The organism is Bradyrhizobium manausense (assembly GCF_001440035.1).
In the GTDB taxonomy this organism is placed as follows: Bacteria; Pseudomonadota; Alphaproteobacteria; order Rhizobiales; family Xanthobacteraceae; genus Bradyrhizobium; species Bradyrhizobium manausense.
In genome coordinates, this window is sequence record NZ_LJYG01000112.1 from 512,308 (window position 1) to 524,976 (window position 12,669).

Sequence of the window (12,669 nt, forward strand, 5' to 3'; positions counted from 1 at the left end):
CGAGCCACGACCTGCTCGATATTAACGTTCGGCGCATGATGGCCAAGATCGACAAGGCAATGCGCTTTGGGCCCGAGTTCCTGCGCGACCGCAAAACTCGTGCCCCAGTCCGAGATTACGGTCGAATAGAACGCCGGCTCGTAAAGCTTGTGCTCGAGGAACACCCGCCAATCGGCGGGCAGTGCCGCGACGATCTCACGCATCGCGTCGATGTAGCGGTCGAGCGCCTTGGTCAGATTGGACTGGCCGGCAAAGTTCGAGCCGTCGGCGATCCAGACGGTCAGCGCCTTCGAGCCGAGCTTACGGCCGATCTCGATACATTCGACGTTGTGGGCGACGGCCTGCGCGCGCACCCGCGCATCGGTATGCGACAGCGACCCGAACTTGTACGAAAGCTCCTGGCCCGGCTGATCCTGGAAGGTGTTCGAGTTGACTGCGTCGAAGGCCAGGCCCTGACCCGCGGCCTTTTCGTGCAAGGCGGCATAGTCGCCCACCTTGTCCCACGGAAAGTGCGGCGAGATCGTCGGAGTTGCCCGCGTCAATTGCTGGATCACCGCGCAATCATCGATTTTCTCGACGACATTGCGCGGCTCACCCGGCCCCGGAAAGCGGGCAAATCGCGTCCCCCCAGTGCCGACGCCCCAAGTCGGAATAGCGACGCCGAAGGCCATGACCTTCTGCACCAGAACGTCCGCATCGATCCGGTGCCGCGCCAGCGCGCGCTTCAGGGCGTCATAGTCTTCGCTGATCGCGCCTTCGAGCCGCGCATTGTGTTCGGCGATGAAATCCGCGCTGATCGAGAACGGGGCGCTCATCGCGTGAAGGCCTGGGCGTTGCCGGCATCGACATTGAGAATGTTGCCGGTCGACTTGGCCGAAAGGTCGGACGCGAAGAAGTAGACGCCCTCGGCGACGTCCTCGGGGAAGACGGACAGTTTGAGCATCGAGCGCTGGCGGTAGACTTCCTCAAGTTGGTCCTCCGCAACCTTGTTGGACGCCGCGCGTTGCTGGCGCCATTCGCCCTCCCAAATCTTCGAGCCGCGCAGCACCGCGTCGGGGTTGACCGTGTTGACGCGGATGCCATGCGCGGCGCCTTCCAGCGCCAGGCAGCGGGCGAGATGGATCTCCGACGCCTTGGCGGCGCAATAGGCCGAGGCGCCGGCCGATGCGGCAAGGCCGTTCTTCGAGGCCACGAAGATGATGGCGCCGCCGATGTTCTGGCGCTGCATCAGCCGGAAGGCCTCGCGCGAAACCAGGAAATAACCTGTGGCGAGAATGTCCATGTTCCTCTGCCACAGCCCAAGACTCGTATCCTCGACAGGTGAGGCCGAGGCGATTCCCGCATTCGAGACGACGATATCGACGCCGCCAAAGGCGCGCGCGGCCTCTTCGAACGAGGCGACGACCGCCGCCTCGTCGGTCACATCGAGCTTCACGCCGATCGCCGCATCGCGGCCATGGCGCTTCGTGATCGCCGTAACGCGCTCGTTCAGCGCGCTCTCGTCGATATCCGCAATGATGAGGCAAGCGCCTTCGCCGAGCAGCCGCTCCGCGGTTGCCCCGCCAATGCCGCCGGCACCGCCGGTCACATAGGCGATCCGCCCGGCAAGCGATTTCGGCTTGGGCATGCGCTGGAGCTTGGCCTCTTCCAGCAGCCAGTATTCGATGTTGAAGGCTTCCTGTTCGGCAAGGCCGACATAGGCGCTGACGCCCGAGGCGCCGCGCATGACGTTGATCGCGTTGACGTAAAACTCGGCCGCAACGCGCGCCGTCGCCTTGTCCTTGGCAAAGGTGAACATGCCTACCCCCGGCACGAGATACACCACCGCGTTGGGATCGCGCATGGCCGGCGAGTCAGGGCGTTTGCAGCGCTCGTAATAGGCGGTGTAGTCGCGCCTGTAAGCAGCAAGGACCTCGTCGAGGCCGGCGATCACCTCGCCGAGATTGTCGCGGGCGGGATCATAGGGCAGCAGCAAGGGGCGGATCTTGGTGCGAAGAAAATGATCCGGACAGGAGGTGCCGAGCGGCGCCAGCGTCGTCAGCGCGCTGGAGTTGACGAATTCCAGCACCTCCGGCGCATCGGTGAAATGGCCGATCTTGCGCTCGTCCGCGGAGATCTTGCCACGGATCAGCGGCATCAGCCTCGCCGCGATCGCGCGGCGCCTGTCCGGTGCGGCCGTCTGGACCATGGCGCCGCCGAAGGCCGGCTTCTGCTCGTGTATGGCCAGCCAATCGGCGGCCTGCTGAATCACGCGCAAGGTCATCTCGTAACAGGCCTTCGACGTCTCGGCCCAGGTAAAGAGCCCGTGCCCGCCGAGAACCACGCCTACGTAGTCGGGGTGGCGCATAGCCATCTCGCCGAGCTTCAGGCCGAGATCGAAGCCGGGCCGCTGCCACGGCAGGAAGCCGAGCTTGCCGCCGAACACCTCGCGGGTGAGACGCTCGGCGTCTTCCGAGGCGGCAATGGCGATGACCGCATCGGCATGGACATGATCGACGTGCCGGTGCGGCACAAAGGCGTGCAAGGGCGTATCGATCGACGTCGCGCGCGGATTGAGATCGAAGGTGCAGTGATTGAACATGGCGACCATCTCGTCCTCATGGGCGAGGCCGCGATAGAGGCCTTTCAGACCCTCCAGCTTGTCGAGATACAGCGTCGAAAAGCCGTCGCGCTTCATCGAGCCGATGTCGCCGCCCGAGCCTTTGACCCAGAGCACGCGCACGCTCTCGCGCGTCAGCGGATCCTTCATCTCGATCTTGGCCGAGGTGTTGCCGCCACCGAAATTGGTGATGCGTAGATCGGCCCCGAGCAGGTTCGAGCGGTACAGCAGTTGACCGGCTTCATCGAGTCCGGCAGCGAACGCGTCGTCCCAAAGATTTGGCAGGGGCGTGGCCGCAACCTCGCTCATGACGCATCCTCCCTGTGCTCGATCTTTCCGCCAGCTTAGGCCAGGGATTCAATCAAGGTCAATCACCGACACTCAGAACCGCGACGCAGTATGATTGATGCAGCGCGATATTGAGCGAATATGACGGTTTGCAGTTGACCACCGGACGAGAGCGTGACCTATTTACGAGTAAAAGGGAGGGCGACGTGCACGAGCGGGAACGCTGGCAGGTCATCAAGGCATTGTTGCGCGAGCGGTCACTCGTGCGCATCGCCGACGCTTGTCGCGCGACCGGCGTCTCCGAGGCCTCGATACGGCGCGATTTCGCCAGGCTCGCCGAGCAAGGCGTCGCGATCAGGGTGCACGGCGGGCTAGAAGCGCTACCGGACACCGCCAGCGCACCCGGCGACGTCCTCTCTCTTGCCACCCGCTCCTTCGACGTCAGCCAGACGCTCAACATCGATGCCAAGCGCGCCATCGCGAAAGCGGCCGTCGCCCTCTGCGCCGATGGAGACACGATCATCATCAATGGCGGCACGACCACTTATCAGATGGGCGAATATCTGCGCGAGCGCCGCCTGAAGGTCTTGACTAATTCCTATCTGCTCGCCGACGCACTGATCCACACCTCGAAATGCCGCGTCGCCTTGCCGGGCGGCGAGGTCTATCGTGAGCAGGGCATGATCGTCTCGCCCTTCGACGAGGACGCGATCCAACATTATTCGGCGACACGAATGTTCATGAGTGCGATCTCGATCGGACCGCTCGGCGTGATCGAGGGCGATCCCCTGCTCGCCCGCGCCGAATCGAAACTGTTGAAACGTGCCGACAAGCTGATCGTGCTCGCGGATTGCTCGAAATTCGTCTCGCGCGGCAGCCTTGTCGTCTGCCCGCTCTCGCGCATCGACACGCTGATCACCGATTGCGACGCGCCAAACGACGCACTCGACATGCTGCGCGGACACGGTGTCCGCGTCGTAATCGTCGATGCGAGCGCTCAAACCACCGCGGCGGCGTGACCATGACAACGGACCCGCATCGTGAAGCTCCAACCGCACCGCTCCTGTCGGTGCGTACGATCGAAAAGTCTTTTCCAGGCGTGCGGGCCCTGTCCGGCGTCTCGTTCGAGGCCGCCAGGGGCGAGGTCCACGCCTTGCTCGGCGAGAATGGCGCTGGCAAGTCGACGCTGATCAAGATCATCTCCGGCGTATTCCCGCCCGACCGCGGCGGGGTGCTCGTGGATGGCAGGCCGGTCGACCTTGCGCGGCCGGACGATGCCAGGCGCGCCGGCATTGCCACGATCTATCAGGAGCTGTTGCTGTTCCCGGAGCTTACGGTCGCCGAGAATATCTTCATGGGTCACGCGCCGCGCGCGGGCCTTGGCCGGATCGACTGGCGGGCGATGCACGAGAAGACCAATGCCCTGCTCGCCTCACTCGAGATTCATGATCTGCAAGCCGACCGTGTCGTCGGCTCCCTCAGTGTCGGCAATCGCCAGCGCGTCGAGATTCTGCGCGCCCTGTCGCAGGATGCGCGCATCCTGATTATGGACGAGCCGACCGCGGCTCTGACCGAGTACGACGTGACGCGCCTGTTCGACATCGTGCGCAAGCTCAAAGGCCGCGGTGTCGCTGTGATCTATATTAGCCACCGGCTCGACGAGATTTTCGCCATCGCCGATCGGGTCACCGTGCTGCGCGATGGCGCTCATGTCGCAACCAGGCGCGTCGCGGACACGGACGCAGCCGAGCTCGTGCAATTGATGGTCGGCCGCAGGATCGAAAGCCTGTTCCCGAAGGTCACGGTTCCGATCGGCAAACCGGTGCTTGAGGTGATGGATCTCGAGCGACGGCCGTTGACGAGGAGCGTCTCGCTCACGGTGCGGGCCGGCGAGATCGTCGGCCTTGCCGGCCTCGTCGGCTCGGGTCGCAGCGAACTCGCGCAAACCATTTTCGGCGTCACGCCGGCCGATGGCGGCGAGATCCGGATCGACGGGCAGCAAGCCGATATTCGCTCACCGGCCCAGGCGCGCTCCCTGGGGATCGCCTACGTTCCCGAGGATCGCGGCACGCAAGGCCTGGTGCGGCCGATGACGGTGCGCGAGAACTTCAGCCTCGCCGCGCTGGGCAAGGTTGCGTTCGGCGGCTTCATCGATCGCGGCGCCGAGCGCAGGCTCGCCGGCGATGGCCTCAAGCGCTTTGCCGTCAAGACGAGCTCGCTCGAGCAGGTCGCGGGCAAGCTCTCCGGCGGCAATCAACAGAAGATCGTGCTCGGCAAATGGCTCGCCAATGGGCCGAAGCTTTTGATCCTCGACGAGCCCACGCGCGGCATAGACGTCGGCGCCAAGGCGGAGATCCATCGGTTGATGGGCGAGCTCGCGGCCCAGGGCCTCGCCATCCTGATGATTTCGAGCGAGCTGCCGGAGGTGCTCGGCATGAGCGACCGCGTGCTCGTGATGCGCGAAGGCCGTGTCGTTGCCGAATTCCCGCGCGAACAAGCGACGCAGGAGTCGGTCGGCGCAGCGATGATGGGCAGCCACGAAAACGCGGAGAAAGCGGCATGACGGCGGTCACCTTGGTCAGCGCCGAGGTTAGTCCGCGGCGGCGGCTGAAGGTGCTCGCCTCGCAGGAGGCCTTGCTCGCGATCGCGGTCATCGGCCTTGCCATCGCGGTCGGCCTTTACAATCCGCGCTTTCTGGCGGCACGCAACCTTTCCGACGTACTGCTAGGCAACGCCTATATCGCGGTCGCCGCAGTCGGCATGTCGATTGTGATCGTATCAGGCAACATCGATATTTCCGTCGGCGCGCTGATCGGCGTCCTGGCGACGATCAGCGGAACTCTGGCCGTGAATGGCGCGCCGATCGTGGTCGCCTGGCTGGCAGCACTCGTTGCCGGCGTCGTGGTGATGGCCTTGCAGGGTGTCATCATCGCCTATCTGCGCATTCCCGCGATCGTGGTGACGCTCGGCATGCTGTCGATCCTCAAGGGCGGCCTGATCAGCCTCACCGGGGGCAAATGGATCACCGACCTGCCCGATAGCTTCCATCTCGCCGATATCGAGCTCTTCGGCATGCTGCCGTTTCCGGTCTTTCTCATGATCGCGGTGACGATCCTGGCCGCGTTGTGGATGCGCTATTCGGCCTCGGGCCGCGCGATCTACGCGGTTGGCGGCAACGCCGAAGCGGCGCGGCTGTGCGGCATTTCGCAGCCGCGGACGATCGTGATGGTCTTCGCACTGCATGGCTTGTTCGCAGGAGCTGCCGCCCTCCTCTACGCGACGCAACTGCGCGTCATCCAGTCGACCGTGCCGCCCAATCTCGAGCTAACGATCATCACTGCATCCGTCGTCGGAGGCGTCAGCATTCTTGGCGGCGTCGGCACGGTCGTCGGTTCGACCCTTGCGGCCGTCCTGATCGCCGAGATTGCCAGCGCACTGGTCTTCATCGACGTCTCGCCCTACTGGATTCGCGCAGTGCAGGGCGTTCTCATCCTCGTGACCGTGATCGCCGACATTCTGCGGCGCCGGCGCATGGCCGGAGCATGAGCGCCATGAGCGAGATCCCCCTGCCCCAAGCCGCCAAGCGCGTCATGCCCTGGTGGCTGCTGCGCCACGAGACCATGCTCGCGGTGATCCTGCTCATCGCGCTGATCGGGCTGGGGAGCATGAACAGCCGCTTCCTCACGCTCGACAATCTGCTCAACCAGGGCAGGCTAACGACCGAGGTCGGGCTCATCGCGCTGCCGATGACCTTCATCATCATCACCGGCGGCATCGATCTCTCGGTAGGCTCGATCGTCGGGCTCTGCGCGATCCTGCTCGGCTACTCCTGGAAGGTTTTTGGCTTTCCCCTGCCGCTGGCGATTGGCTTCTCGCTGTTCATCGGCGGCGTGGCGGGGTTCCTCAACGGAATCGTCATCACCAGGGTGAAAGTGCCGCCGCTCATCATGACCATTGCGACCCTGGCCCTCTACCGCGGCCTCGCCGAGGGGATCAGCCAGGCGCGTTCGGTGCGCGGCTACCCGGAATGGTTCTACTTCATCGGACAGGACAATCTCTTCGGCGTGCCGGCGCAGCTCTGGCTCTTGCTGATTGCAATCGTGGTGACGGCAATCGTTCTTGACCGCACAACGTTCGGCCGGACGCTCTATGCGATCGGCAACAATGAGACTGCGGCGCGCTTTTCCGGGTTGCCGGTCGATCGCGTCAAGCTGATCATCTACACTCTATCGGGTTTGATGGCCGGCCTTTCCGCGTGCGTTCTCGTCTCCCGCGTGACCACGACCCGCTCGGACATGGGGATCGGCTATGAGCTGGACGTGATCGCGGCGGTCGTGCTCGGGGGCACCAGCATATTCGGCGGCATTGGCACCATCTGGGGTACCGTAGTGGGCCTCGCGATGATCCAGCTGTTGAAAAACGGCCTGGCCCTGACCGGCGTCAAGGGCGACGCGACGATCGTCGTCATCGGCACGGTCCTCATCCTTTCAACTCTTGTGGCGAGTTCGCTCCAGCGGAGACGCGAGGGCGTTTGACGGCGTGTCTAGCCGCAAAAAGCGGCATCAAAATGGGAGGAAAACAAGATGAAGCTCGGATTAGCTGCTGCATTCCTCGGCGCGACGCTGCTGGCCGGAACGGCCTCGGCCGCGGACAAGAGATGGGACGGCGCGGACGACCTGCCGGTCAATCCGCTCGCCTGTTCGGCTGGCGAAGCCAATGCCGCGCCCGCGGCCAAGCCTTATGATGGCGGCAAGCCGACAAATGCGGCTGACAAGGCCGGCAAACCGATCACACTGGTCGACGTGCCGAAGCTGATCGGCATCGGCTATTTCAATGCGACATCGAAAGGCATGCAGGATGCCGCCAAGGCGCTCGGCAATGTCACGGTGAAGACCGACGGCCCGACCGAGGCCAAGATCGACGAGCAGATCAAGTTCATCGACAATTACATCACCAGCGGCGTCGACGGCATTCTCTTCGCTGCCAACGATCCGGTGGCGATTGCGCCGGTGCTGAAGAAGGCGCTGTCGAAGGGCATCCACGTCGTCGGCTATGACGCCAATTCGACGCCCGATGCACGCGAATGGTTCGTCAATCAGGCCGAATTCAACGGCATCGCCAAGGCGATGATCGATTCGATGGCCAAGGAAGCCGGCGAGGACAAGAGCTTTGCGATCGTCACCTCGACTTTCACAACGCCGAACCAGGCACGCTGGATCGCCGAAATGTGGGCCTATGCGCAAAAGTGCCATCCCAAGCTGACATGGCTGGAAACGGTCGAGGCGCAGGAGGACAACAACCTGTCCTTCAACCAGGCGACGACGCTGATCAACAAGCATGGCGACAAGCTGGCCGGCCTGTTCGGCATGACTTCGGTCGCAACGCCCGCCTCCGCGGAAGCCGTCACCAAGGCCAAGCTCTGCGGCAAGGTCGCGGTGGTCGGTCTCGCCACGCCCAACGCGATGAAGCCGTATGTCAATGCGGACTGCGTCAAGTCGGTCGTGCTGTGGAATCCGGTCGATCTCGGCTATGCCGCGACCTATGTGGTGCGCGCCGTGGTCGACGGCAGCCTGAAGGCGGGCGCGACCTCCGTCGACGCGGGCAAGCTCGGCAAGCTGAACGTGGTCAATGGCAGCGAGATCCTGCTTGGTTCGCCCTTCATTTTCACCAAGCAGAACATCAAGGACTTCGATTTCTGATCTGAACGCCTCGTCCGGCCGCCGAGCGCGGTCGGGCGAGGTTGGTTGCCGACATGCTCCACTCGCCTTGAGTTGACGATGAGCCAGACGGTCGCAGTCCTCGACATCGGCAAGACCAACGTCAAGCTTGCCTTGTTCGACCGCGGCCGGCTGCTCTGGGAAAAGTCGGCGCCCAATCGCATTCGGTCGGGGCCTCCGTATCCGCACGAAGACGTCGAGAGCGCATGGAGCTTCTTCCTCGATGCGCTTCGTGAAGCCGCACGCACTCATCAGATCAATGCGATTGTTCCGACCGCGCATGGTGCTGCCGGCGCTTTGATCGGCGAAGGCGAGCTCGCCGCGCCGGTCATGGACTACGAATTCACTGACGTGGACGCGATCGAGGTCGACTATGCCGCCCTGCGCCCGCCCTTTTCGGAGACTCTTTCGCCGAAGCTGCCGGCAGGCCTCAATCTCGGCCGCCAGCTCGCCTACCAGAAATGGCGCTGTTCGGAGCTCTTCGTCAAGGCGAGGCATTTCGTCGGCTATCCACAATATTGGGCTTGGCGCCTGAGCGGCGTCGCGGTCTCCGAAGTCACCACCATCGGTGCTCATACGGATCTCTGGGCACCGCGGGAGGGGCAGGTTTCGAGCCTCGTCAGAGCGCTTGGCGTCGACCATCTGCTGCCGCCGATGCGCCGCGCCTTCGAGCCGCTTGGTCCGATTCAGCCTGCCATCGCGGCCGCGACCGGGCTCGCGTCTGACACGCCGGTCTTTTGCGGTATCCACGATTCCAATGCTTCACTTCTGCCCTACCTCGTCTCGCGCCAGGCGCCGTTCACCGTGCTGTCGACCGGAACCTGGGTCATCCTGATGAGCGTGGGTCTTTCGCTCGATCAGCTCGATCCTCGCGACGACACGCTCGCCAATGTCGATGCGCTGGGCCGCCCGATCGCCTGCGGACGCTTCATGGGTGGACGCGAATACGCCATCATCACGGAGAGCGGCGGCAACGCGGATCTCGAGGCGATCGAGCGCGTCATCGCCTCCGGCGCGATGGCCCTGCCCTGCTTCTCCGGTCAGGGCGGACCGTATGCGACGACCGCGGGCGTGCTCCGCGGTGAAGTCGCAGCGCAAGATCGGGCCGCACTTGCGACGCTCTATTGCGTGCTTGTCAGCGATCTGATGCTGACACGCATGGGAGCGGCCATCGGCGACCTCATCATCGAAGGAACTTTCGTTCGCAACCTTCTCTTCTGCCAGACGCTCGGCGCGCTACGCCCGTCGCAGCGTGTCTTTGCGGCGGAGGACGCCTCAGGCACGGCACGCGGCGCGGCAATGCTTGCGCAATGGCCCCCTTCTTACCGGATGGTGGAGCCGGCCCCTGTCGCTCCGATTTCGATATCCGGCCTCGATCGTTATCGTAAGGCCTGGACGGCAATAGTCGACTTGATCGCTCGGTGAGCCAGCGCCGAACCGGTGATCAGCGCGCGCGTCATATCGAAAACGGAACCAACACGCTGATTCGTGCCTTGAAGATCAAGGAGGATCAAACATGGCACGTACAGCATGGAAACGTCCCGGCTCGCCGATCGGCAAGAAGGGGCCGCGCAAGGCAAACCCCTCGTACAAGCGTCGCTCGCGTCAGCCGTGGTCGACGGCGGACGTCAGGATGTTGCGGCAGCTCGCGAAGGGCAACACCCCGACGGGCGTCATGAGCATCAAGCTGCAGCGCCCGGTCGCGGCGATCCGCAGCAAGGCGCATCGCGAAGGCATCTCGCTGAAGCCGATCAATCGCTCGCCCTATAACCGGCGGGCGGCCAAGACGCGCACGGCGAAGCGGCGACGCTGACGAGCAGGCCCGGCTTCCCTCGCGAGGCCGGGCCTGGCGTCTCGACGACTGCGTGAGCGTCGGAAAACTCCTCGTTCGTGAAAGAGAGCCGCAGATGATCCATCACGTCTCGGTCGGCACAAACGACGTTGGCCGCGCGAAGGCATTTTACGATCCGCTCATGCGGCTGATCGGCTTTCGCCTCATCAAGGTCTCGCCGACGGCAGTTCACTATGGCGCCTCCGACATCGCCTTCAGCCTCGAAACGCCGATCGACGGCCACCCGGCATCTGCAGGCAATGGGGTGCACATCGCCTTTCAAGCGCCCGACCGGGACACCGTCAGGCGCTTCCACCAGATCGCCCTCGCGCAGGGCGGAGCCGACGCAGGCGCACCCGGAATACGGGCGAACTACAACGCGAATTATTTCGGCGCATTCGTCCGTGATCCCGACGGCAACAAGATCGAGGCTGTCACCTATACCGCCAGGGAGAGCTTCGATTTATTGGGGACCTCGACAGATGCGCCGAAAAAGATACCGCTCCCTAACAAATGATAAGGCAGCGCGATGGCGCAGGTTTTGGTGGGCACATCCGGCTGGCACTACGATTCCTGGCGGGGTCCGTTCTTTCCGGACGGTCTTCCGCTGAAGCAGCAGCTGCGTTATTACGCCAGCCAGTTCGCGACCACGGAGCTGAATGGCGTATTCTACCGAACACCGACACCCGAGGCGGTCGAAGCCTGGCGCGAACAGACCGGCCGTGACTTCGTCTTCGCCTGGAAGGCGTCCAAATTCATCACGCATTGGAAGCGCCTGACCGATCGCTCGCAAAACAGCCTGGAGCTGCTGGAAGACCGCATGTCATTGCTGCGTGGCAAGGCGGGGCCAATTCTCTTTCAACTGCCACCGCAGTTCGAAGCGAACGCCGACAGGCTCGGCTCCTTCTTCAAGCTGTTGTCGCGGAAACGCCGCTACAGCTTCGAATTTCGCCACCCGAGCTGGTATCAGCCCCGCATCCTGCGAATGCTGGCTGACGAAAACATGTCGCTCTGCCTGTCGGACCACCACGATGCGCCCGCACCCTGGAAGCGCACGGCAGATTTCGTCTATGTGCGCGGCCACGGCCCGAGCGGACGCTATCACGGCCACTATACCGGACCGATGCTGGCGCAATGGGCGCGCCGCATCAAATCCTGGAAGCGGCAAGGCTGCGATGTCTACGTCTATTTCGACAATGACCAGAAGAGCGCCGCGCCTGCCGACGCACAAAAGCTGAAGGCGCTGCTCTAGCGTCAGGGACCACCGGCAACAGAGCCTGCGATCACCATGACAAGCTCGGCAAGGTCGATCTTTCCGTTTACGACCAATTCCTCCGAGGAACCTTCGACCTTCAGCGCTTGCGGCCGGTTGGCCGCCTGACGCTTGAGTTCGCCGACGATGGATTCCTTGAGCTTCTCTTCGAGCATTTGTGCTCTCCCTGCGTCATTTGGGGTTCGGGTCTTCGAGGCCGAAGCCCGGCTCCTGGAGCTGCCCGCTCCGCGCAAGCCGGACAGCATTGCCGAGCGCACGTGCCGCATTCAAAACCTCCTGGAACGCGTGGTCTTCATCCAACTCGTGGTGCGAGGTGGCATATTGCTCCATGTAGCCAACATAGCCGTCGAGCTCCCCGAAGCGGCCCGCGGAGATCAGGTGCATGTCGGTCAGCCAATCCGATAGTGTCCGGCGCACGCCCTCGGCACCGACGCTGTCGCCGTGAACGACCAGCCCGAAATGCCGGCCCGCGAGATGGCGCGGGTACGACCAGCCCTTCAGCTCGATGGCCTTGGCTTCGACGGCCTTCTTGCCGTGTGTCGATGTCGGGTCAGGGTTGCCGCCGTCCGCGCAGACCAGGCGATCCATCATCGCCTTGAGGCCGCCCGGCACGTGATACCAGTTCACCGGCGTCACGATCAGGATGCCGTGGGCGGCGACCCAGAGCGGATAGATCTCGTTCATCCAGTCATCGGTCTGACCCAGCGAATAATTAGGATAGCAGCTGCAGGGCCAGTGACACAGCGGCATCGCGGTAGAGACGCAGGACTTGCAAGGGTGAATGGCCTTGCCGAACTCCGATGTCAGACGGGACAGATCCAGGATGTCGACGGCAAAGCCCATCTCGATAAAGACAGGCTCCGCGAGCTTGACCATGCGCCAGGTCTTTGACATCTCGCCGGGACAGGTATGCTCGCTGCGCGCCGAGCCGTTGATGACGAGGATGCGCGGCACAACGCTG

Annotated in this window: 11 protein-coding genes and 2 pseudogenes; 9 read left to right on the forward strand and 4 right to left on the reverse strand. The window is 63.5% G+C overall.

The window, feature by feature from the left end:
- Both AOQ71_RS49345 and AOQ71_RS38995 read right to left on the reverse strand, forming a co-directional pair.
- A pseudogene (locus AOQ71_RS49345) lies at positions 1–815 on the reverse strand (sugar isomerase); the annotation flags it as partial.
- A complete protein-coding gene (locus AOQ71_RS38995) occupies positions 812–2,908 on the reverse strand; it encodes a bifunctional rhamnulose-1-phosphate aldolase/short-chain dehydrogenase (RefSeq protein WP_057758597.1) in 2,097 nt (698 codons plus the stop codon). The pseudogene AOQ71_RS49345 and the gene AOQ71_RS38995, both read right to left, overlap by 4 nt.
- Before the next feature lie 185 nt (positions 2,909–3,093).
- Here AOQ71_RS38995 and AOQ71_RS39000 point away from each other — a divergent pair, with 185 nt between their 5' ends.
- The 9 genes from AOQ71_RS39000 (at position 3,094) to AOQ71_RS39040 (ending at position 11,687) form a co-directional block, all read left to right on the forward strand.
- Positions 3,094–3,906, forward strand: coding sequence for a DeoR/GlpR family DNA-binding transcription regulator (locus AOQ71_RS39000; RefSeq protein ID WP_057758599.1), 813 nt, complete (start codon positions 3,094–3,096; stop codon positions 3,904–3,906).
- Positions 3,907–3,908: 2 nt separating this feature from the next.
- Positions 3,909–5,450 (forward strand): sugar ABC transporter ATP-binding protein, encoded by a 1,542-nt coding sequence (locus AOQ71_RS39005; protein WP_057759085.1) that lies wholly within the window; start codon positions 3,909–3,911, stop codon positions 5,448–5,450.
- A complete protein-coding gene (locus AOQ71_RS39010) occupies positions 5,447–6,433 on the forward strand; it encodes an ABC transporter permease (protein WP_057758601.1) in 987 nt (328 codons plus the stop codon). Before AOQ71_RS39005 ends, AOQ71_RS39010 begins: the two co-directional genes overlap by 4 nt.
- Positions 6,430–7,422, forward strand: a complete 993-nt coding sequence (locus tag AOQ71_RS39015; RefSeq protein WP_057758603.1) for an ABC transporter permease — start codon at positions 6,430–6,432, stop codon at positions 7,420–7,422. The genes AOQ71_RS39010 and AOQ71_RS39015 overlap by 4 nt, the downstream gene beginning before the upstream one ends.
- A gap of 48 nt (positions 7,423–7,470) precedes the next feature.
- Positions 7,471–8,586 carry an autoinducer 2 ABC transporter substrate-binding protein gene (locus tag AOQ71_RS39020; RefSeq protein WP_057758605.1) on the forward strand — a complete coding sequence of 372 codons (1,116 nt, stop codon included), beginning with the start codon at positions 7,471–7,473 and terminating at the stop codon, positions 8,584–8,586.
- 78 nt (positions 8,587–8,664) lie between these two features.
- On the forward strand, positions 8,665–10,029 hold the full coding sequence (locus tag AOQ71_RS39025) for an FGGY-family carbohydrate kinase (protein ID WP_057758607.1): 1,365 nt from the start codon (positions 8,665–8,667) through the stop codon (positions 10,027–10,029).
- 91 nt (positions 10,030–10,120) lie between these two features.
- Entirely contained in the window at positions 10,121–10,417 is a 297-nt protein-coding gene (locus tag AOQ71_RS39030; protein WP_057758609.1) for a hypothetical protein, read from the forward strand.
- A 94-nt stretch (positions 10,418–10,511) separates the two neighbouring features.
- Positions 10,512–10,952 carry a VOC family protein gene (locus AOQ71_RS39035; RefSeq protein WP_063958349.1) on the forward strand — a complete coding sequence of 147 codons (441 nt, stop codon included), beginning with the start codon at positions 10,512–10,514 and terminating at the stop codon, positions 10,950–10,952.
- 12 nt (positions 10,953–10,964) lie between these two features.
- Positions 10,965–11,687: a DUF72 domain-containing protein gene (locus AOQ71_RS39040; protein ID WP_057758611.1), complete on the forward strand. Its 723-nt coding sequence runs from the start codon at positions 10,965–10,967 to the stop codon at positions 11,685–11,687.
- Positions 11,688–11,689: 2 nt separating this feature from the next.
- Here the strand turns inward: AOQ71_RS39040 and AOQ71_RS46530 are convergent, their stop codons facing one another.
- Both AOQ71_RS46530 and AOQ71_RS39045 read right to left on the reverse strand, forming a co-directional pair.
- On the reverse strand, positions 11,690–11,863 hold the full coding sequence (locus AOQ71_RS46530; protein WP_167354020.1) for a hypothetical protein: 174 nt from the start codon (positions 11,861–11,863) through the stop codon (positions 11,690–11,692).
- A 16-nt stretch (positions 11,864–11,879) separates the two neighbouring features.
- Positions 11,880–12,669: pseudogene (locus AOQ71_RS39045) on the reverse strand (flavodoxin family protein); the annotation flags it as partial.

Bases quoted from the DNA above. Each gene is read 5' to 3' on its own strand.
- AOQ71_RS38995 (WP_057758597.1), bottom strand. From the start codon at position 2,908: ATGAGCGAGGTTGCGGCCACGCCCCTGCCAAATCTTTGGGACGACGCG.
- AOQ71_RS39005 (WP_057759085.1), top strand. From the start codon at position 3,909: ATGACAACGGACCCGCATCGTGAAGCTCCAACCGCACCGCTCCTGTCG.
- AOQ71_RS39010 (WP_057758601.1), top strand. From the start codon at position 5,447: ATGACGGCGGTCACCTTGGTCAGCGCCGAGGTTAGTCCGCGGCGGCGG.
- AOQ71_RS39015 (WP_057758603.1), top strand. From the start codon at position 6,430: ATGAGCGCCATGAGCGAGATCCCCCTGCCCCAAGCCGCCAAGCGCGTC.
- AOQ71_RS39020 (WP_057758605.1), top strand. From the start codon at position 7,471: ATGAAGCTCGGATTAGCTGCTGCATTCCTCGGCGCGACGCTGCTGGCC.
- AOQ71_RS39025 (WP_057758607.1), top strand. From the start codon at position 8,665: ATGAGCCAGACGGTCGCAGTCCTCGACATCGGCAAGACCAACGTCAAG.
- AOQ71_RS39030 (WP_057758609.1), top strand. From the start codon at position 10,121: ATGGCACGTACAGCATGGAAACGTCCCGGCTCGCCGATCGGCAAGAAG.
- AOQ71_RS39035 (WP_063958349.1), top strand. From the start codon at position 10,512: ATGATCCATCACGTCTCGGTCGGCACAAACGACGTTGGCCGCGCGAAG.
- AOQ71_RS39040 (WP_057758611.1), top strand. From the start codon at position 10,965: ATGGCGCAGGTTTTGGTGGGCACATCCGGCTGGCACTACGATTCCTGG.
- AOQ71_RS46530 (WP_167354020.1), bottom strand. From the start codon at position 11,863: ATGCTCGAAGAGAAGCTCAAGGAATCCATCGTCGGCGAACTCAAGCGT.